The organism is Pseudomonas sp. NY15437 (assembly GCF_048068435.1).
Taxonomy (GTDB): domain Bacteria; phylum Pseudomonadota; class Gammaproteobacteria; order Pseudomonadales; family Pseudomonadaceae; genus Pseudomonas; species Pseudomonas nitroreducens_B.
The window spans coordinates 1-19,072 of the sequence record NZ_JBLUQC010000007.1; the positions used below are offsets into that span (position 1 = coordinate 1).

Annotated in this window: 29 protein-coding genes; 3 read left to right on the forward strand and 26 right to left on the reverse strand. The window is 58.5% G+C overall.

Going from position 1 to position 19,072, the window contains the following annotated elements:
- Positions 1–58 precede the first annotated feature (58 nt).
- On the reverse strand, positions 59–574 hold the full coding sequence (locus ACNFIA_RS16575; RefSeq protein ID WP_416786717.1) for a hypothetical protein: 516 nt from the start codon (positions 572–574) through the stop codon (positions 59–61).
- Between the two features lie 121 nt (positions 575–695).
- Between ACNFIA_RS16575 and ACNFIA_RS16580 the strand changes: the two genes are divergently transcribed.
- Positions 696–983 carry a hypothetical protein gene (locus tag ACNFIA_RS16580; protein ID WP_416786719.1) on the forward strand — a complete coding sequence of 96 codons (288 nt, stop codon included), beginning with the start codon at positions 696–698 and terminating at the stop codon, positions 981–983.
- Between the two features lie 389 nt (positions 984–1,372).
- Here ACNFIA_RS16580 and ACNFIA_RS16585 read toward each other — a convergent pair whose 3' ends face one another.
- The 7 genes from ACNFIA_RS16585 to ACNFIA_RS16615 form a co-directional block, all read right to left on the reverse strand.
- A complete protein-coding gene (locus ACNFIA_RS16585) occupies positions 1,373–1,651 on the reverse strand; it encodes a hypothetical protein (RefSeq protein WP_017519908.1) in 279 nt (92 codons plus the stop codon).
- 55 nt (positions 1,652–1,706) lie between these two features.
- Entirely contained in the window at positions 1,707–2,453 is a 747-nt protein-coding gene (locus tag ACNFIA_RS16590; protein WP_416786721.1) for a hypothetical protein, read from the reverse strand.
- A 218-nt stretch (positions 2,454–2,671) separates the two neighbouring features.
- Entirely contained in the window at positions 2,672–2,869 is a 198-nt protein-coding gene (locus ACNFIA_RS16595; RefSeq protein WP_024764828.1) for a hypothetical protein, read from the reverse strand.
- Between the two features lie 72 nt (positions 2,870–2,941).
- Complete coding sequence (locus tag ACNFIA_RS16600) at positions 2,942–3,442, reverse strand: hypothetical protein (protein WP_416786724.1); 501 nt, start codon at positions 3,440–3,442, stop codon at positions 2,942–2,944.
- Positions 3,443–3,831: 389 nt separating this feature from the next.
- Positions 3,832–4,107, reverse strand: a complete 276-nt coding sequence (locus tag ACNFIA_RS16605) for a hypothetical protein (protein WP_416786726.1) — start codon at positions 4,105–4,107, stop codon at positions 3,832–3,834.
- A gap of 158 nt (positions 4,108–4,265) precedes the next feature.
- Complete coding sequence (locus ACNFIA_RS16610) at positions 4,266–4,862, reverse strand: glutathione binding-like protein (RefSeq protein ID WP_017519913.1); 597 nt, start codon at positions 4,860–4,862, stop codon at positions 4,266–4,268.
- 88 nt (positions 4,863–4,950) lie between these two features.
- Positions 4,951–6,048, reverse strand: a complete 1,098-nt coding sequence (locus ACNFIA_RS16615) for a hypothetical protein (protein ID WP_416786728.1) — start codon at positions 6,046–6,048, stop codon at positions 4,951–4,953.
- A gap of 151 nt (positions 6,049–6,199) precedes the next feature.
- On the opposite strand from ACNFIA_RS16615, the gene ACNFIA_RS16620 reads away from it, so the two are divergent.
- Complete coding sequence (locus tag ACNFIA_RS16620) at positions 6,200–6,982, forward strand: cold-shock protein (protein ID WP_416786730.1); 783 nt, start codon at positions 6,200–6,202, stop codon at positions 6,980–6,982.
- Between the two features lie 2 nt (positions 6,983–6,984).
- Here ACNFIA_RS16620 and ACNFIA_RS16625 read toward each other — a convergent pair whose 3' ends face one another.
- The 17 genes from ACNFIA_RS16625 to ACNFIA_RS16705 form a co-directional block, all read right to left on the reverse strand.
- Positions 6,985–8,166 (reverse strand): phosphoadenosine phosphosulfate reductase family protein, encoded by a 1,182-nt coding sequence (locus tag ACNFIA_RS16625; RefSeq protein WP_416786733.1) that lies wholly within the window; start codon positions 8,164–8,166, stop codon positions 6,985–6,987.
- Between the two features lie 77 nt (positions 8,167–8,243).
- Positions 8,244–8,843, reverse strand: a complete 600-nt coding sequence (locus ACNFIA_RS16630) for a hypothetical protein (RefSeq protein ID WP_416786736.1) — start codon at positions 8,841–8,843, stop codon at positions 8,244–8,246.
- A 133-nt stretch (positions 8,844–8,976) separates the two neighbouring features.
- Positions 8,977–9,732, reverse strand: coding sequence for a hypothetical protein (locus ACNFIA_RS16635; RefSeq protein WP_416786738.1), 756 nt, complete (start codon positions 9,730–9,732; stop codon positions 8,977–8,979).
- A gap of 88 nt (positions 9,733–9,820) precedes the next feature.
- Positions 9,821–10,222, reverse strand: a complete 402-nt coding sequence (locus ACNFIA_RS16640; RefSeq protein ID WP_416786741.1) for a hypothetical protein — start codon at positions 10,220–10,222, stop codon at positions 9,821–9,823.
- Positions 10,223–10,236: 14 nt separating this feature from the next.
- Positions 10,237–10,524, reverse strand: a complete 288-nt coding sequence (locus ACNFIA_RS16645; protein WP_416786743.1) for a hypothetical protein — start codon at positions 10,522–10,524, stop codon at positions 10,237–10,239.
- A gap of 61 nt (positions 10,525–10,585) precedes the next feature.
- Positions 10,586–10,825, reverse strand: coding sequence for a hypothetical protein (locus ACNFIA_RS16650; RefSeq protein ID WP_416786745.1), 240 nt, complete (start codon positions 10,823–10,825; stop codon positions 10,586–10,588).
- A complete protein-coding gene (locus ACNFIA_RS16655) occupies positions 10,822–11,418 on the reverse strand; it encodes a hypothetical protein (protein WP_416786748.1) in 597 nt (198 codons plus the stop codon). The genes ACNFIA_RS16650 and ACNFIA_RS16655 overlap by 4 nt, the downstream gene beginning before the upstream one ends.
- A gap of 360 nt (positions 11,419–11,778) precedes the next feature.
- Positions 11,779–11,994: a hypothetical protein gene (locus ACNFIA_RS16660; RefSeq protein ID WP_416786751.1), complete on the reverse strand. Its 216-nt coding sequence runs from the start codon at positions 11,992–11,994 to the stop codon at positions 11,779–11,781.
- A gap of 245 nt (positions 11,995–12,239) precedes the next feature.
- A complete protein-coding gene (locus ACNFIA_RS16665; RefSeq protein ID WP_416786753.1) occupies positions 12,240–12,401 on the reverse strand; it encodes a hypothetical protein in 162 nt (53 codons plus the stop codon).
- A 61-nt stretch (positions 12,402–12,462) separates the two neighbouring features.
- A complete protein-coding gene (locus ACNFIA_RS16670; RefSeq protein WP_416786755.1) occupies positions 12,463–12,750 on the reverse strand; it encodes a hypothetical protein in 288 nt (95 codons plus the stop codon).
- A gap of 131 nt (positions 12,751–12,881) precedes the next feature.
- Complete coding sequence (locus ACNFIA_RS16675) at positions 12,882–13,073, reverse strand: hypothetical protein (RefSeq protein WP_416786758.1); 192 nt, start codon at positions 13,071–13,073, stop codon at positions 12,882–12,884.
- 72 nt (positions 13,074–13,145) lie between these two features.
- Entirely contained in the window at positions 13,146–14,504 is a 1,359-nt protein-coding gene (locus ACNFIA_RS16680) for a hypothetical protein (RefSeq protein WP_416786761.1), read from the reverse strand.
- Between the two features lie 146 nt (positions 14,505–14,650).
- On the reverse strand, positions 14,651–15,091 hold the full coding sequence (locus tag ACNFIA_RS16685; RefSeq protein WP_416786763.1) for a DUF6283 family protein: 441 nt from the start codon (positions 15,089–15,091) through the stop codon (positions 14,651–14,653).
- Positions 15,088–15,267: a hypothetical protein gene (locus ACNFIA_RS16690; RefSeq protein ID WP_416786766.1), complete on the reverse strand. Its 180-nt coding sequence runs from the start codon at positions 15,265–15,267 to the stop codon at positions 15,088–15,090. Before ACNFIA_RS16690 ends, ACNFIA_RS16685 begins: the two co-directional genes overlap by 4 nt.
- 111 nt (positions 15,268–15,378) lie before the next feature.
- Positions 15,379–16,380, reverse strand: coding sequence for a nucleoid-associated protein YejK (yejK, locus tag ACNFIA_RS16695; RefSeq protein ID WP_416786768.1), 1,002 nt, complete (start codon positions 16,378–16,380; stop codon positions 15,379–15,381).
- Positions 16,381–16,483: 103 nt separating this feature from the next.
- A complete protein-coding gene (locus ACNFIA_RS16700; RefSeq protein WP_416786770.1) occupies positions 16,484–17,230 on the reverse strand; it encodes a hypothetical protein in 747 nt (248 codons plus the stop codon).
- A 133-nt stretch (positions 17,231–17,363) separates the two neighbouring features.
- Positions 17,364–17,813, reverse strand: coding sequence for a hypothetical protein (locus ACNFIA_RS16705; RefSeq protein ID WP_416786773.1), 450 nt, complete (start codon positions 17,811–17,813; stop codon positions 17,364–17,366).
- A 163-nt stretch (positions 17,814–17,976) separates the two neighbouring features.
- Between ACNFIA_RS16705 and ACNFIA_RS16710 the strand changes: the two genes are divergently transcribed.
- Positions 17,977–18,279, forward strand: coding sequence for a hypothetical protein (locus tag ACNFIA_RS16710; protein WP_017519933.1), 303 nt, complete (start codon positions 17,977–17,979; stop codon positions 18,277–18,279).
- A 59-nt stretch (positions 18,280–18,338) separates the two neighbouring features.
- Here the strand turns inward: ACNFIA_RS16710 and ACNFIA_RS16715 are convergent, their stop codons facing one another.
- The gene (locus tag ACNFIA_RS16715; protein ID WP_416786775.1) at positions 18,339–18,983 is read right to left on the reverse strand and encodes a hypothetical protein; all 645 of its coding nucleotides are present in this window, start codon (positions 18,981–18,983) and stop codon (positions 18,339–18,341) included.
- Positions 18,984–19,072 lie beyond the last annotated feature (89 nt).

The following is a 19,072-nucleotide window of genomic DNA, read 5'->3' on the forward strand; positions in this document are numbered from 1 at the left end:
TTAGGACTCAGAATTTATGACAACCCCAAATATCATTGATCTGAAATTGTCTTACAAATCAGATTAATACATGATTATTTAGGATTTCCAGGATGCCCCTGGGGTAACTAAGCTGGAAACGCTCCCTCCACATCAGCGAAAAATCAAGGGAGGCCATGCCGCCACAAACGATATCAGGCAGCACCACGAAGTCCGCCTCAGCACCTAGCAGATCCACTGCTCTACCGAACGCGACCTCGTCGAATGGACGGCCTTGCTGAAAGGCCGACCAAGCGCCGTTGTCCAAGCAGAAGGGTAAATTTTCTGTTCGCAAAACCCCTGCCGGGCTCACCAGAAGCCGCCACCCAGCCTCCCTCATTGCAGCGAGGTTCTGCTTGGTGCCGGTGCGCGACGCGTAGGAAACCATCTCCTTCCGCATTACCGGCAGTCGCTCCTCACACTCGGGTTCCATATCGGCGCTGCCGTCCATGTTGTAGTAGTCACTGTAGGCGAGCTTGGCCTGGGCGTAGCCGACACGAGTACCGTCGAGGTATGGCTTCATCCAGTTGGGCGGCGTGTAGGCGACTTCTTGCATGACCATCTCCATGAGCGAATTTCATGCACATGTTGGACAAGAATTTCTGTGCCACTAGCCGGGTATCATAGAAATTTCACCAACCGAGGAAGGCTCTCAAATGCGCTACGGGAACAGCACAATGACTACGTACTACGAGGGTGTCCAAGGTGCACAGACAGAGCCCTGCGTTGTGATTTTCAATGATTCCGAACTGAAGATTGAGTACCTGCGTAAGGGGAAGCCTTCGACCTACCGAGGTGTACTTGGGGGCGACAAGTACCAGCTCCGGTACTGGCCCGAAAGCGAAGGTTACGATGCTCAGGCTTCACTGTGCCGGCCCGACTCGGATCTCATGGATGGAGAGTGGAGTGAGGTGGAAAACGGGGTTCGTTCCAGTGGCACCTGGGAAATCGAACTGCGGGAGTGAAGGGCCGCATTCAGCGGCCCGAGCCGTGCCTTCTACGCCAGTCTTCCATGATGCGGGGTGGAATCTGGGCGAACTCCGCAAGATCCTCGATCGTGAGAGGGCGGGTGAAGCGTTTGTCCCTCCACGACTCGCTTGGCGTACTTACTGCGGCCTGCTGTGGCCTTAGCCAGTTGAGGGCTTGAGCGGCATTCTGGAATGCATGCCGGCCCGTGTAGCCCAGGGCGGGGCCAATGACGATGCTACGGATCTCAACACGATCTCTGGGTGGGATGGTGTCCAACAGCGCGATCAACGGGCCGGCGGGCCTGCAGATGCTCGGGAGACGCCCTGTCCTCCGAAACTGGGCGTACATGTGGGGGTTCCGAGCAAGCAAACGGAGGGCATCACGATCAACCATTGAGGGATGCCCCTGCTACCGGGGGAATGCCGGCAAGAACTTCGAACGTTCCTTCATGCGAGTAGACGTTGACGCTACGGCCCGTCGGGAAGGGCTCCCCCTCAAGGACAACCGCGCAGCGCCAGTTTCCACCAGAAGTGTTCAGGGTGTTCATGACGCGCCCCCGGACGACCGTCTTGAGGTGTTCCGTGGCGAGAGGGGTGAACACAACCTCGTCCATCGGTTTGACGGGACAGAGGGTCGTTACGGTGAGGCTAAGGGCAAGTTGCATGGCATGGCTCCTTTGGATTGGAGCCATGATCGTTGCGAAGGGAGCGTGCCAGAAGCTACGCCATCTCAACCGTCCAGCGCAGGTGATCCGGAATGCTGGCGATGAAAGTTTGCGCAGCTTCTGATGCCAGCCACTCCCGATGCTCGGATACCAAATTCTCCAGTTGCTCCACGTTGGTGGTTTGGATGTTGAACCAGGTATCCCAGGTGGCAGGGTCATGCGAAGCGCTTGAATTGGCCGACCCGCAATCATTACAACTCAGATTGAGCAAGGTGTAGTCGCCGTCCACCGCGTAGGTTCGGTCCCCAATCGTGATCCGCGCAGTAGGGTAGTAGCTGAGGACGGTACCGACCATTGCGACCAGCGCCGCCAGCTCGTTGAAGGCAGTGACCAGCTGGCTGGGCTTGGGGTTCGCCAACTGATTGAGCTCCAAGAAGCTATCTCGGGCCATGTTGATCAGGGATGCCGTAATGCCGGTTTCAATCGCTACGGGGTCGAAGTGTGCTGGCACCGGGGCTGCGAGCCATGCGTTCAGCATCTCAAGCTCTTCAAGCACATCTTCGTGTCCTAGGTCAGCGTCGCATGGGTAGAGGGGGTTTTCGAAGTCGAGCGAGTTTTCACGGGCTTTGATCTGGAAGAGAACCACCTGGCCAATATGCCGGTGGAATACCAGCGCATGGCCGAAGACTTCTACATAGCTCCCGATAGGCATAGTACGCAGAGTAGCCCCTACCTGTGCCTGCCTTTGAAGAAGGGTATTCCAGGCCAGGTTATAGTCGGATTTGAGTTCAGCACTGAGCATTCGTAGGACTCCAGGTGGTTTGAGACTGGCCAGGCACGGTGCCCGGTGTTGCCAAAATTTGGGGCCGCAGCGCTCGCCGACTATCAGGGGGAGGGCTTCTGAGGCTGAAACCAGTTTTATCCGGAGTGGTGCGTGCCAGAAGCACGATGAACGCTTGGATTTGGATGCGAAAAGGGGGCCTCAAGAGGCCCCCTTTGGGTGGTTTCGCGAGAGCTGTCTTAGCCTTCTTTGCGCTCGCCCTGAGCACGGTCGTCAAAGGCAGACATGCCGCCGGCGAGGAAGGCGCAGATGAGAGCTGCCACGGATGCCGCAACGATGATCGGGCCTTCTGCCCAGTGCCCGTAATTGACGGTGAAGAACTGCAGGCCGGCTGCGAGAAGTGCGAAAACGATGACGGTCAGAATGCGCAGAATCATGGTGGTGCTCCTGTTTGATTTCCACCAGTCTCAGTGGCGATCAGTTGTGCCAGAAGCACCCCAAAGAGAAATTCAGGCTGCAGGTATTGCAGAGTGGTCGAGGATACCGGCGTGGTGGATGCCCGGAGTTCCGAGTGATGCCTCCAAAAGTGCGTTGGCCTGCCGCGAGGTGTTCACCCACCAAGCTAGGGCGGTCAGCATCACGCTGTGTGCGCTGACATTGGTTTCTGAGCTGATCTCTGCAATCCGCTTCCGGATATAGGGCGTGTACCGGAGCATGAAACTGATTTTGTCGGAAGGAACTCCCGGCTCATCCGTGACCAGTGGGACCTCTTCGAGCACTGCTTTGACCGCAACTTCTTTCAGAGGGCCGGCGATCAGCTTGAGGACTGCAGTAGTCTGGGCTTGATGGTCCAGCCAGCGCTCCAGGCCCATGACGCATTCGCCATTGAGACTTCTCTTGTGCAGCTCCGCCAGCTTGGAAAGGCCTTCATGGCAATCGCTGTTTAACCGCACAGTTACCTTCGGTGCGCTCCGGGAGTTGAAGTCCGTCTCGGTGTTCAGGTCGTCCATAGAAACTCCTACATCAGTGGTTCCACGGCCAGTCATGGCCGTAGACGTACATTGTGCCCAGCAATTTGGCAGATTGCCCGCAAAATGCCGGGACTGAGAATCTGCGTCGACTCGACGGGCATAGAGCGTTGACCGTCGGTCTAGGCTACGTCAGCGAGTACCTCTTGAATTGCCTGGGCAACGCGCTGCTCTGCGAAACTGATCTTAGGCAATTGATCCCAGATGTCCTGCAGAAGTCGGATACGCGTGCTTACCAGTGAAGGCTCGGCATGTCGTGTCGTGCGCAAGTGCAGGTAGAGACAGGTGCGGAGTTCGCTTTCACTTGAGGTCCCTGCGACCAGGTTGGCGAGGGCTGCTTCAAGTACGTTGCGTGGGATCGGGACCACGGTCTAGGCCGCCGTGATCTGGTGGTTCTCCACGCGGAATCGGCCCGCTACGTTGCCGCGACCAGGGATGCGGATCAGTTCCCACGTTTCGGACTGACCGGGCTTTGCCGATTGGCATTCCGGAGTGTGGCAGCGCCCCAAGTAGTTATGGCGAGCCCCCAGAAACTCCGCAGTGACGGAGTCGGCAGTACGCCGGGTGATGTGTCGAACCTGAACAAGTTCGCCGGCGAGGTTCAGGGACGGGCCGTGCTGGGCCAGATAGGCTTCGAGTTGGGTCACAGGATCACTCCAGAAAATCAGATGAGGAAAGTCTTCCGATTGCAGGCCGAGATTCAAGCCAAGACCGTGGGCTGAAAACCCAGCAGCACGGCCAGTGGGCTAGTTGGGAAGGGGAAATCACTGCGGCCTCAAGCGAGGCCGCAGTCGGGGCAGATGGTTCAGGCCAGCTTCTGTTCCTGTTCGGTGAGGCTGGCAATGAACGCGGGTCGGCTGAACATGCGCTCGCAGTAGCCGGCCAGTCCGCGCACCTTGGTGAGGTTGATGCCGGACGATTTCACTCGCCACAGCAGAGGGGCGAGGGTGCAGTCTGCAATCGACAGGGTGTCCGACATGAAGAACTGCTTCTGCTCAAAGAGAGGGGCCAGTTCCAGCAGGGTGCTGGCCAGCTCCTTGCGGGCTTCGATGCTGCCGGCTTGGGCTGCATCCAGCAGCGGGTACAGTTCGCGGTGAATGCGGCGCGCCAGCATACGAGCATTGGCGCGGGCGGTGGTGTTCGTCGGCAGGAGTGCCGGGTGCGGATGACGTTCTTCCAGGTACTCCGCAACCATGTCTACTTCGTGCAGGGCGAGGTCGCGCTCAGCCAGCGCCGGTGCTTGCATGGTGGAACCGAACTGCGACATCAGGCGAGCGTTTGCCGGGACGGCTACGTCTAAGATGCGTGCGTCAATGGCCTTCTCCGCCAGTACGAGGCGGACGATGTGGGAGCGGTAGCAAGTGCTGTCGGAGAAGATGGTCAGGGTGTTGACGATGCTCATGGTATGCCCTCGGTGTTTGATTCGATGGGCATAGGATCAGGCTGTAAAAGGTGTGCCAGAACCACCTCTCACCATTATTTCTGCGTCATTACGGGACAGCGAGACTAGGCCGATGCCCCTTACACAGATTCACGAAGCTCCGGATCAAGGCCGCTGAGTCCCGCGCATCGACCTCAAACCCGGCCCGAACTTCGGTGCCCGATTTGCTGTACTTGATACCGATTGATTGAGCACCGACAAGACCGCGCAGCTGTTCGGGGTTGGGCCTGAAAGTGAAGCTCACATAGCCATTCCGAGTTCGGGAGAAGGGGACAGGGAACCAGCCTCCCACCTGCTTCCCGTCGGCAACAATCGTGGCTTCGTTTAGGGCCTGAGCAAGACTCGGCGAGTACCAGGCTTTGAACATGGCCGTCAGTTCAACGCCATCCCCTTCAGCGCACGCCAGCGCCAGCTTGCCGGTCCCCTGAATCCTTTCCTGCTCCCCCACAAGGGCAACGGCGCCGGCAACATCTTTGACCTGCCATTGCGCGGGTAGCGTGCCAGCGTTGACCAGCCCAAGGTCGAATGCTTCGACTGGGGTCAGGTAAGCCATGCTTCCGTTGTCTGCGGACACCATGCGCTCCATCACGCTGACGCTGATCCCCAGCGAGGTCAGGTGGTTGGCAATCATCGTGGAGACGACTTGGCCTGTTTTCAGATCGTTGGCCTGATCGCCTCCCGAGCTGATGAACTGATGCAGTCCCAGCTTCGAATCCGCTTCCAGGAAACGGAAGCGCCCACCGGCAAAGGCGAAGGGGCAGGCACTCTCGCAACGTCCCGGCAGGCGGGCAGTTCCTTGGCCTTGCCGACCCACTCTCGTTGAAAAACCTCGCTCTCGAATCAGCTGGCCCAGCTCCATTGCGGCCAGTAGATCGCCGCCGGGGGAGTCGAAGAAGACCATTCCGACACCAGCGCTATGCAGACGCCCCAGTTCCTTGAACCGGGCGACTGTCTCGCGCTCGATGTAGCCAGAGATGAACACCTCCGGATAGCTGCCAGGGTCGTCAATGCGGCTGACCGTGGCCGGAGTAAAACGATGGCCATCTCGCCTGGTGCTCTCGGTGGCGGCGACTGCGTGGATAGCGAAGGTTGCAAGCAGGAGGATGAGGATGCGATTCATGGTTTTGACTGACCGTTCGAGATGCATCCAGACTGCCGCTGTAGGGGGCGTGCCAGAAGCCCGCAGATCCTTGCACAGACCGGGCTGCTCGGAGCATCAAACCCATGCTCTGGAAACCGAAGTACGCGAAGTCGCGGTAGTATTGCCGCCTGATATTCGGGACGGAACGCGGTTCAAGATGGAAGTACAAGGACAGGGGCAGGTGAAGGGGCGCATCTCTGGTGTGGTCAGAAGTTTCATGGCCGGTAGGGGTTTCGGTTTCATCCAAGGAGAAGACGGGCGCGACTATTTCGTGCACATCAAGAGTGTCGCCGGCGGCGAGCCGCTGGTTGATGGGCAGTCCGTTGAATTCGAAGGTTCGCCCAGCCCTAAGGGGTACCGCGCAACGAATGTCACGCCAGGGGAGCTGCCTCCGCCTCCGGGGCAGGCCTACGAGTCACCCCACAACTTCATCTGGACCAAAGATTCCCAGGCCCGAGGTTTCGACACGATCTTCTTCCTGGGAACCGGCTGGGCAGAGTCGAATGATCCCAACCGTGCGCGGGAGATGCTCAAGCAAGCAAGCGAAGCGCGTGGCGGTAATGCGGTGCTCGACGTCCGCATGGAGAAGTTCAGCCGGCAACAGGGCTGTTCCAATTACTACTACACAGTTCACAGGTACCACGGCACCTATGCCAATGTTCAGCGGATCATCACGACCACTGACCAGGGGCTGATCGCACAGTCACTGAAGTGGCAGGAAGATTTCAATGTGTGGATCGACCAGCTCAACGGGAAGGGGGCCGAGGAGGAGCCGCAGGGCAGCACCAGCCTGATTCCTCCCGGTGCGATTGAGCATGGGGCCAAGATGCTGTGGAGCTGGACCATGACGATCGGGAAGATCCTGGGCCTGACCTTGGTCTTCTTCTGGAGGCAAGGGCTCAAGCTGCTGCGCAAGCAACAGCCCAAGGACGATGCCTGACCTCAGAAGGGCCAGGCGTGCTCCGAGGGATCGATCTGTTTTACGGGGATCAGCAGGCCCGAAGGAAGCTCTTCGTCGTCTAAGTCCAGTGAGCTGGACCGGCCCTTGGATGCTGCCTTGGCCATCAGCTCCTCGTAGCGAGCGATGATGCCGTGCGGGTCCCGGTAGCTGATATCCAAACCCAGCGCGCCCGCGACGGTGCCGCGGACCTCCGCCAGCAACTCGGCCTCTGCCACAGTCGGAACCGCCACCGGCCAGCCCTTCACATACCGCAAATGCTTGGGCAGGCGAGCTTCCGCAATCTGGCGGATCTCTGCCTTGCGCTTGGCATCCTCAAGCCCCTGAAGCATCTCTTCGCCCAGCAGATCCGGACGGACGTCGCCCAGCCACTTCCCCGATTGGAAAGAGAATGTCGAGGTGATTTCCAGATCGACCATCTCGCGATAAATCGCATGGTTGTCTTCGCACTGCGTTGAGGACATCAGATCCCCGGCCGAGGCTAGGACGCAGAATGAACAGCTCACCCGCGTCATTCCGTACTCGGTGTACGCTTCGTGCCTGGCCAGGCCATATGACTCAATGAACGGGATCACTTCGGCCCGTTTCATGTCGATAATGGCGTTCCAGGTTGCACCTTCCCTTCCTCTGGACACGATTTTGCTGTCCGGTTTGCTCACCGGCTGCTTAGCTCGGTTGGCACTCTCTTCACGGCGCACACCAACAACGTTGACCACGTCTTGATTGGGAAACCGTCTCTTGAGCGCGCTCGATATGGGGTTTGTTTTCTTTTCTGAGGTACAGAAGCGAAGACTGGCCGTGGACCACGGAAGAATTACCTGAACGCATTCCAGGCTCTGGTAGCGCGCGACATTCCTCCGCCAGCGTGTCAGCCAACGATCCATCATGTCGCCGTTGCCGCCACGTACGACTAGCAGTTCCCACCCGAGAAATTCGGCCATTTCTTGACACTTGGGTAGGCTCTGGAGCCACTCAACGCGACCGAGGTCAGCATGGACGGCCAGGCGTGGGCCGGTATGTCCAATCGAGTTCAGATGCTCATGAACGGCCAGTAGGCATGCCTGACTGTCCTGACCTCCACTGACACCCACGGCGACGGCCGCGTTCGCGGAAAGGAGGCGCTCGATGTCGGGGGTGGTGGAGATGAATCGGGGTTGGAAGGTCATCGCCTTTGATCCTGGCTTCGATGTGATGAAGCCAGGATCGCCGCGTTTGAGTTGTGCCAGAAGCGGTAGAGTCAGACCTATTCGTCGTTGGCCATCCGGATATCGGAGAGGTCGCGTACTGCGATGATCTCCCCCAAGGCATCCATCAGCACCAGCTGGAACTTGGTCAGTACCAGGGTGCCCTTGGTTACAGCTCGGTACCAGTTCGATTCGTCATCAGCGCGATGCACGAAGCCGTACTCTGAGGGGGCCACACTGAATCGGCCGCACTCACTGATGGTGGGGTTGCGGATCTCGAAGTCTTCATGGACGAAGAACAGGTCTTCAACGTCGCCAAAGGCCTTGAAGGTCACCTCGACAAGGGTCGGGTTGTTCAGCTGGTCGGCAACCCAGGCCTCGCCGTCGAACTCCCAACCTCGGGGGTCAATACAACTCATCTCTTCGACTGCGATCCGGCCGTCATCATCGACGGAGGCAGCATAGATCTCGCCACCCACCATGAAGTTGATCTCCTTGATCGCAGGGGCATGGGGGCAGGCCAGCAGGATGCCGCGCCCCGGCTTCGGTGCCAGGATGGCGGCATTGGCGTCCCAGAAGGTCTGGAAGCCAAGGTTATCAGCCGTGAGGGTTCTTATGGGGGCGGTAGGAGCGCTGTTTTGCGTTCTGAGGAAGGGCATGGGTAGATCCTGTCTGTGTGTCGGTCCAAACAGGATCAGCGCACCTTGGGCGTGCCAGAAGCCTTAGGCAACCAACTCGAAGTGGTGCTGATGGTCGATTCAAGGTAAAGGGGCAGAATTTGGTCGACCGTGGTTATTGCTTCCGCCTTTGCAGTGGGGACTCGCAGAGATGAATGGCCGGCATGCGTTCAGGCAGAAGAGCTCGGACCTTGCGCTGTGCGCGCCAGACCTCCGAGACCGTTTTGAGCCCGTAACTCACTTCGTGCTCGATTAGGTGCTGGGCTACACGCTCGCGCCTGGCATCCTCGCTCGGAATCGACGCCGCAATCAAATCGGTGTCGTATTTGACCATAGCCAGGTCAAACCAAGTGCAGAGGCTGAACTCGAAGCCGACATCAACAGCGCGTCCCGTCGGGAGCGCTTCGTTCCAGGCTATGCGCCGGCTTTCCCACTCTTCCTCGCTGATAGAGTCAGGTTTGTCGGTGCTGTTCTGATAGACGTAACGGCTGAACCCAACTGACTCAATGAGATCGGAAAAGGGGTCGTGATTGCTCCAGTAGGTCAACATCAGGACGTCGCCGCGGTGAGGGATGACTGAGACTGAACAGGTGAAGTCCCAGTCAAGGGTCTTGAGCGTGTCTTCTGGGTTCTGGCGGGCCTCGTCGAACCGACTGCAAACAGCTTTGGCTGACCAGTGATCCCGGTCTTCGTCGATCGGTGTGTAGTTCTCAGCGAGGTCGCGGCCGAAGACGATCTTTCGCGCCAGAACCTTGGCCACCGCTTCCTGGCTAGCACGTACAAAATCTGGACGGAGACGGACCAGTGTTGCCAGCGCTTTCTCAAGCGTGGCATTTCGCATAATCCGGCCGTGGTGAATCTTGGTGCTCATGGGCGCCTCCCTATGTGGAAGCGCCCATGTTGCTGACGGTACAGGTGTGCCACCAGCCAAAGGCCTGGGCTGAAATCCTCGCTTTCCTTCAGGCCAAGAAGTGCACCAGGAGCGCCAGCGCGGGGGTGAGCATGACTACCGATGCCACTGTCGCGACCATGCAGATCAGTCGCCAGCCCCGCACTCCAAAGGCCTTGATGAGTGCATGTCCGCGGGACTGCTGGAGTGTGTTGCTTGAGGTCATTACGGCTGAGCGGAAGAGCATGGTCAGCACCAAAAGCAGCGCATGATGGATCACCAGAAGAGCAACCCCTGCAGTAGGACTTTCAGATGCCAGCCCGGCGGCGGCGAGGAGGGCTAACAGCTGGGGGAGGCGGTCCAATAGCATGCCCAACTCCAGATTCACGGCGAAAGCGCAGGCTTGGTGTGCCATCCGCTCGATGAAGTTCCAGAAGGTCAGCGATGCGATGGCCATGACAATGATTAGCATGGTGGGCTCCAGACTCAGGCCAGCACCAGGACGCGACCTTGATCGACCGCGAAGTCGACGATCTTTCGGCCGTGGCCAGAGAGGGACATGACCGCCCAAACCTCTGCATTCGGTCTGCCGATCACTCGGGTCTTAGGAGAGGCCATTGCAACGTATTCTGCCCGCTTCGACTTGAAGGTCGCGAACAGGCTGAGTTCGCCTTCACGGCGGATATTGGAGACTGAGAAGATTCTGTGACCCACGGTCAGGGTTTTGGATGAGTCCAGGACCTGTTCGAGCTGGGTCTTGCTTGCAGTGGTCATGTTGACGTCTCGGAGAGGGGAGGCCGACGACTCCGGCTCTCCCGTGGATCAGAAGTTAAGGTCAGTTCGCCAGCGCCAGGACGTTCGCCGGCATCGTCTTCAGCAGTGATTTGCCACTCAGGTTTTTTCCGTAGTTGCAGCGGACGAAAACACCCTTCGGGCTATCCCAGTAGCGCACGACTGTGGCCTTGTTGCCGGGGAGGCTGTCGGCGTAGAAGACACGTGTTTGAACAGCCAGCCCGCGCCGAAGGAGGGTGACGTCCAGCTCCTGAATCTGCAGGGATGGATAGAGTTGGGTCATGCTGCTGCTTCCTCCGTGGTACCCACAAAGGCCGCCCAGGTGTCATGGGAGAGGGTTTTGATGTTAAGGGGGCGCCCTTCACGACTGAACGGGAAAAGTTTGTCGGGCACCAGCTTGTAGCGACTGAGGGTGATAGTGCCCTTGGTTGTGGAGATGCTGGTGCACCACCAAACCTGATGACCATCGAAGCGTGGCATCAGGTCTTCCGTGTCGTGTCCGGGGATCAACACTGCAATGCCCGGCGCAACACGGTTGTCCTTCCAAACCTCGCTCGACGACATGGCCACCAGCGGGGCCTTGAATGGCTTCCAGTTCGATGCCTTCTCCCAAACGCGGGGGAAGGTTCCGCCTGCAAGACAGGCCATCGAGTAGTGCTGATCAGAGAAGGGGCGGAAGACGCCAACCGAGGTGGTCACCTGCAGGCGCTGCAGTGCTGCGACTTCGTCCAGGCTGAAAAGCATCTTCCCCTTGATGGCGATTTCCATCGCACTGTGGAGCAGCGTGGAGCGATCGCGGTCGCCGACGGACTTTCCGATACCGCGATGTGCTGCACGCAGGAAGGCTAGGCCGGCGCTGATATCTTGTTGAGACATGTTGATCCCCTCGTTTGGATTGAGGGAATCTTCAGGGTGCCCAGCCTGTGCCAGAACCGGGCAGCGCAGAATATTCTGCTTGTCCTACTGATAGTTCAGCAGGTCGATTTGCGGATTATTCCGGTCGTGATTTGGGGTACGAAGTGGATGGCCCAGCTGGCGCTTAATCTCGGCCAGCCACGCCTTGTAAGGGGTATTGGTTCTCTCCCCCCAAGGGTATGCCTCGGTCAGAGCCTGCCGAAGTTCCTTCATGTCGTCCCGGCCTACGCGGCGGATGACGTCTGCGATGATCGGTGCTGCCTTATCTGCCCATGACATGGTTTTGCGCCCTAGGCCCGTGTTGCGGGGCTCTGATTTATTCTACTTCAGCGCTTTGTTCAGACCGTCACGCAGACAGCGTGCTTGGTCCTCATAACGTTCAGAACGGTCTAGAACTTGCCCGCTGGCATTCGTGATTTGCCAAAAACAGTCACCCGTTTCAATTTCGTCTACTAACAACTCCAACATCTGCTTGTTGTCGATCTGCACGCTATAAGAGAGCTCGAAATTTTCAACCGTTTCCTGTTCGATTCCCATGGAACTTTCCCTCAAAGAGTTAGAGTGCAGCAGCGCTTCGCATCTGCACGGGTTTCAGGTCAGGGATTAAGGGGCTGTGGGGCCATGCCCGGCGACAAAGCCCCTGAGCGTCCGGAGTGCCCAGCTTATCCAGGACCACGGCCAGCCAGGCGGCTAAAAACATGCGCGGCTTCCTCCTGGGCCTGGTTCCAGTCCGGGGTGTCGGAAGCGTCCCCACGGGGCTTTTAGTGGGCTGGCCTTGGAGCTCAGATCTTGGCGGCTTCCTCACCATTCAGCCGCTGGGCTTCCAGGGCGGCGGCGCTTTTGCTCGTATGGTCGCTGATTGCCTCCCATTGTTCGCCCTGCGGGCCGCAGTAGTAGCCGACAGTCCACAGGCCAGGCTCTGACTGAACAAAGGTGTACTCCATCGCTCTCAACTCCAGTCGGCAGGCGCAGGCTCTATGCTTTGTGACCGTCCCTTCATCGACTTCAACTCGGAACGTAGTTGCGCGAGCACTTGCATTTTTGCTCGTAGAAGGCCACTGCGTCCGCGTCGGACATATTGGTCGGGCAGGGTTGCAAGGTCTTCAGCTTGTGGATGCACGAACAGCCATCCTCGAAATACTTTCGGTTCAGCTTGAGCCGTTCTTGCTCTCTGTGCTCAAGCGACTGAGCTGCTTCAGACAGAAAGCTTTTGCCTTTGCCGAAACCAGCACCCTCCGCCAGTATCACGGTGATTTCTTCGCCTGTTGCAGTTTTCATTTCAACGAAAGCCATGGTCTTTTCTCAGATAGCTGGTGGGCAGGATAACGGCCCGGAGAGCCAACCCAGCGTGATGCTGGCATTTTTCCACATCACCAAGGGACAGTAGCGCCAAACTGACACCGAATAAGGGCGAAACAGATAGGCTATTCGACGCACACATCGAACCACTGTTCGCACTTGTCGCAATGCGTCTGGCCTGTCGCAAACAAGTAATCGCCTCCAGGCTCGAAGATCGCGCCCGAATGCGTGTCGTCGTGTCCGCAGTAAGGGCAGACTAGCTCGACGGCCGGCATTTCTATCGTCACTTTGCGGCGTTCGGTGGCTTGTTCGGTCATCGGGCTTGCTCCGGCCGGCGGTGGGTAGGTTATGCCCCTTGATCACAAGGGGCGGGTTCAGGCGGAGCGGGATTACGCTGCCAGGCCGAGAGAGACCATCTTGATAGCGTTCTCGAACTGATCCTCGATGCGTCGCAGATCGTCAGCTACAGAGCGGTCCAGGCGCTCCTCCACGAACCGCGGGAGGAAGAGACTGTAGGGCTTGCCGGGCTTCTTCGGACGCATGATCTGATTCGACTTCACGGTGATGATCCTGCCTCGCCAAGCCTCCCGGTTGAGGTGAATCTCCAGGCGCATTTTCTTCGTGAAGCCCGAGACTCCTACAACCAGTTGGCCACAGGAACTCTTGCAGAGCAGCGAGCCGAAGGTCTTGGCGTTCGCTCCCTTGCCCGGGAGGAAATCAACAACCTCAAGCTCGCAGTGCGCTTCCAGCTTGAGCTTGATCTGGTCCTTACTGGTGCCGTCAAACCACTCAGCAGACCGCTTTTTCAGGATCGTCCCTTCGAGGCCCAATTCCAGCTGCTCGACATAGTGGGCGATTGCGTCCTGCAGCGAGTAGACCAGCTTCGTCTCGATCATAGAGATGGCGCTGTTGGCGAGGGCTGCGACCTGGTCAGTCAACTCAGCAAATCGAATCTCGTATGGGGTCTCGCAACGGCCGCGTTTCTTGACGGACGAAAGCGGGATCTGGTCCCAGAGCTTGATGATCGGGCGGCAACCCAGGTCGAATTGTCCGCCCTGGATAACCGAGTTGAGCATGCCGTTGCCAACCTCGCGGGGCAGAATCTTGCCGTCGCACTCGACCAGCAGCTCACCGTGCGCCTGGCCGGTGCGGAGCTGGCTGAGACCAGCGATCAGAGCACTGAAGTCCACTGCAGGTATCGGGGTGCCAGCGCGCGTGGTCAGCGTCGCATCTTCGTCCTCGACGGTGACGTTGACGAACATCCCATCCGCTTTGATCTGCGAGTAGATCCCCCCGGCCCAGTCCCATTCGGACAGGTTCGTGTGATGCGGCAGGCTGCAGCGCATGTAGCTGAATTCAGGGATCAGGCCCGAGTGGACCTTGTTGACGCTACTTTCAGAGAACCCGGCGCGCGGGTCCTTGGAAATGATGCGCCAGAGCAGCTCGCTCGATTCGGGGTTCAGGCTGGTGAGCGCATCTGTAACGGCGGCTTTGGCCCGGTCTCCGGTGAGTTCGCGGCTTGCCAGCTGGTTGAGAAGTTCCCACGTCCCATCACCGAATTCATCCAGGCCGAAATGGTCCGCCCGGGCCGGGCGGATGCCATACGTGATGAATGGGTTGAGCATGTAGATCATGGTCCGCTGGAAGGCCTCGCTCTCGACATTGGTCTTGAGGAGCGCCAACTTGTCGTTGGTACCAGAGGTGTTCGCGATCTGCTCTAGGGCGTGGTAGATGGCGGTGCTCAGCACGTTTGGAATCTCCGGGGTGGTTACTTGAGATGTACCGGAGGCCGATCTGTGGTTCCAGCCAAGTCCGGTGGCTGGAGACCATTCTTGGCGAATCGAGGCGTGACAGAAGCGGGGCAGTAGCGTTGTAGGGCTAGGCGTGCGGATGCTCAGGAGAAGTTGTCCCGGCAGGGCTTTAGAACCGGATCTTCGGGGGCAACGCCGTTTGCTATGGCCATCTCTGCATAGCTGTTGAACAGATCGACTCCACCGTCGGACACCTTGGACAGGTCGATATTCCTGGCGATCAGGTTCATCCGTACTTTCAGGTTGTGCGCCGAACCTCGGAGAAGGAACCCCGCGCAAACAGTCGGCTTGCTGCTGCCCGTAGTGTGGCAACCAAAAGTCCGATCGCTCATGTCATACGCGGTGTGTGCCGAGAGACGAAATGCTTCAGCTGGGAACACGCCCACAGCATCGCGACGCCAAGGGCAGTCTTTACAGGGGACCTTGCAGGTGTTCTTACGGTCGCTTTTGACAGTGACCACCTGGTGGTTCCAGTCCGCATACCTTGCATCCAGAACTTCCGGTTTCGAGTCATTGCGAGTCATAGAGGCGCCGAGCGATTGGTGGGAAGAATGACGGCCGAAACCCCGGTCAGAAGTGCAAATGTTGCGGCCACCGCGTGGAAGTTCGAAGCAAAGGCTACTGGAAGGGCATTGGCCAGCCAAGTTGCCGCGAGGGCGGCGCTGCCGAGAACAGCAATGAAGAGGACGGTTAAGTGCATGGAGGGAACCCCTGACGTAGATTCCCTCCAGTATCTGCTTTGGGTGGCGTGCCGGAAGCCCGAAGCTAGGCCCCGGCGGTGTAGGGGAGGACGGGGCAGTAGGCCCCAATGTCAGGCCTTGATTTTGTCGAGCTGAGTCTTCAGTTGGGTCGGGATGTTGCGGATGATCAATATGTCGCGCTCTTTGTCCCACTCTACCTTTGACCCTAGGTGGTGGGCCTCGAAGGAGATCGCCAGCCCGTCAGCCCTGCCGGTGAAGCGCTGGAATTGCTTGATCGTCTTCTTGTCCGGGGGAATCTCCGGTGCCAGGCCGTAATCCTTGTTTCGGATGTAGTCGTAGAAGGCCTTCGGCCGCTGCTCGTCGATCAGCTCGGAGAGAGCATCCAGAACCAACGGCTCACCCAGCTTGGCTTGCGACTGCGCGTAGTCCACGAGGGTGTCGGTTTTCCAACGGGCCTCGTTTTCTGGCAGATCCTCGCTCTCGACATAGTCCGAGAAGGCCTTGAGCAAGGTGCGGGTCTCGCTCGGTGCGTCGGCCCCTTCCTGACAGCCCAGAAAATCGCGGAAGTAGTCGAAGCTGCGGCCAGTCTTCTTGATGAATGAAATGTACTGGCGCGACTTGGGGTTCTTCTGGAACTCGGAAAGGTTGATACGCGCTGCAAGATGCAGCTGGCCTACGTCCAGGTGCCGAATTGCCGTGACGTCCAGGCCCTCTGTGAGGGCCACTCCGTCGCGCTGATGCAGCAGGGCAATGACAAGGTAGTCGGTCATTCCTTGCTGGAGATGCACGAAGAGGACGTGGCCACCAGTGGTTACGACGCTCTCGTTCATGAGCTGAACCAAATGCTCGACGGCCTCATGGCTGAACGCGACGAAATCTCGGCCTCCGTCGAGGTACCCAGTCAGCCACTCACGGAACGGATAGGCGCCGGAAGGCTCGTGGAAGAAGCCCCAGCCCTTGCCGGCCTTGCCGTTGTAGGCGTCGAGGAGATCAGCAACCAGGTTGTCGGTCGCCTCGCTCTGGCACAGCAATTCATCTCGGGTCTGTAGCGACGCGGGGTTGCCGTCGGGTTTCTTGTCCACGAAGTGGACGATGCTGCATTTGATCGGCATGGGTGCCTCTTGATCAGTTCTGAGGGGCGGTTGTAGTGGGGATGACGCGTGAAGGTGCCGGCCAGATCCTAACGGGCGGATTCTGACCGGCTACCTGGGGGCGTCAGAAGTCGAAGTTGATTTCGCACACACGCTTGGCGGTAAACCGAGCGCTGGGCTGGTCGAATGCGAATTGGTTCGTCGGGATACTCAGCAGGCAGATGCTGTCGCGGAGTTCGTGTACTGAACAGATGCTGCGTTCCTCCAGCACGGCGGTGGTTGGCTCCTCTGCCTGGTTGGACACCAAAATCAGCCCCGACGATTCGAGTCGAATTTCAGGGGAGGCCTTGCAGATTGCTCCCTCGACCTCCAAAAGCAGCTTGGGCAGAACAGCAGTCCTCAGTTCAGGATGTGCGATCAGTTGGGTGAACAACGTGAACACCCCAGGGCGTTTAGGCCATCCGTGGTTGAACAGTTCGCCAGCGAGATAGACCTCCTGGCTGATTGCATCCAGGGCAACCACGAGGTCAAGGTCGCGGTATTCCGTATCAACAAAGAAGCCGTCGGCGCACAAAAGCACTTCAGGGCAGGGCGTGTCGGAAGCGCGTCTGGTCACCAGGACCTTGAAAGGGAAAGCCTGATTTCTGGAGCCGAACTCCTCGTCGATGAATTCATTGGGGCCAATACCAATGTAGGCATCCAGGCCTAACCAGCAGCTTGCCCCCAGTGTTGCCAGGCCCCTGTACCCGCTGTCGAAAACTGCTTGTGGCGAAAACGCCTCCTGCAACTTCTTTACCGCTGTGTCGGCAGACTCCTCGCCGGCGAGCAGGTAGGGGTATCCATCGAGCAGCTTGGGTGAAAAGTTGACCATCGCCTGATTCCTTTTCGGCTGGAAGGTGAGTGAAGTTTGCTCGGTCCTGGGGGGGCGACGCGGCCAAAGTGGACTGCTGAAATCCCTGAACCAAGGCGAGATTTTTCGTGGGCTGTGAGGGTGGGCTTGAAACCTAGACGGCAGTGCTGTCCAGGCGGCGCAACAGGTTCACCTGGTCTGCTCGGAATACGACAACCTCGAAGCTGCCGTCCTCATAGGTGGCGAAGATTCCGTCGTGGCCGAGATCACGGAGCCGTTCCTGAATCTCGGGGCCGAAGTGGCCGTCGGTTTCCGCCGCCTTGCGGATGAGCGCCTCTGCTTCCGCATTCGGGAAAATGGTCAGGACCAGAGGCACCGCAGGGTTGTCCAGGTCGTAGTCGTTCTCGATCGTTGCTGTGCAACGGAATGGGTTCTGCCAGGACAATTGGACTTCCCACACTGAGCCGCCGGGGCCGGCATATTGGGTGGCGCATGCCTTGTCGGCGAAGTACAGGCCCGATCCGAAGCTTCCGCGTCTCGCAGGCCTGAGCTGTGTGGTTGAGGAGGTAGTGCCGCGGTAATACAGGTCAGCTAGGTGGGTCATGCTGGGCTCCTTGTTGAGCCAACATGTTCCGACGGGATCTGGTGTGCCACGACCACCCTACGGGTTGAAAAACTTGCGAGTAGCCGGTTCTGGCACGCGGCCATGGGTTGGATAGTTACCCCATCACGTGGTCACTTCCGACCCTGCCGCTTGGAGCACCAACATGCAGAACAACAACTCCACCACTAGCCACGAACAACGCTACAGCGAACTGCTAGGATCGATCTCCTGGGAGTTCGACAACCCGCCTCCTTCGTTCGCCGAGATGAAGGCTCATGTCCAGGGCCTGCTTGAAGATGACGGGGAGCCAGCTTCGGTGGCCCGGAGCTTCAAGGATTTCAACGCCTTCTTTGCGTGGTTCGACGCTGTCACAGCGTTCGACCAGATGGATGCTGAGGAGTCCGCGGAAGATCTCCGCGTGCTGCTCGAAGTGGTGTATGAGTCGATCTGCTCTGAGAACTCCTGATCCAGAAAGAGGAAACCCGACATGCAACGGCGATGCATGTCGGGTTTTTTATTGCCTGGTCACTCCTTCGGCTCTTCATCCCCAAGGGCGGAGCCTTGGGGCTTGGGACCGCAAGTTTCCCCTTCACCACTGGTAACGAAATCGCTTTCAGCCGCCGGCAGGAGCTGGTTGGTCTCTTCAGCGTACTGGCGGATAGCTTGGTTTACATCGAGGTCAGCTGAAGCGAACAGCCTTCCACCCAGTTGCCAGCCTGGGTAAGCAACAACGCCCCCCACGAAAGCGATGACCAGCGACGTGAAAACGATCCCTCCAAACTCAGCGAAACGTCTGCCAAATCTGGCAGCGATGCTGGATGACGGTAGGAGGGAAGCGGAAGTCTTCCGTTTGAGTGCACGCTGTTCTTGAAGTGCCAGCCGAAGGCGCTCACACAGTTTTAGAGCCTCGCCTTCGACGTTGAACCAGGCGATGTTGGTGTACCCATTCTTTAGGTAGAACAAAGGGCCGCCATCAGTTGGAATCCCCTGTTCTTGTGCAACTTCGAAGTGCGCTTCACCCCCGAAGCTAGTGGCAACCCTGAAGCAGAGGCCTTCGGCATGAATTTCGATCTGGTCTTCTTCAACATCGATTCGGATGTCTTCCGCTTGGCTAAGTACCCGTTTGCCCCTGATGTAGTCCATTCGATTGCCCTGGATGTCGGAAAGCACCTAGTCTCCCGAAGCACATGCGCTGTTCAAGTCAAACACCCGTGCTGTTTTTCCAGGGCCTGGGAAAGAAAAACCCCGCCGGAGCGGGG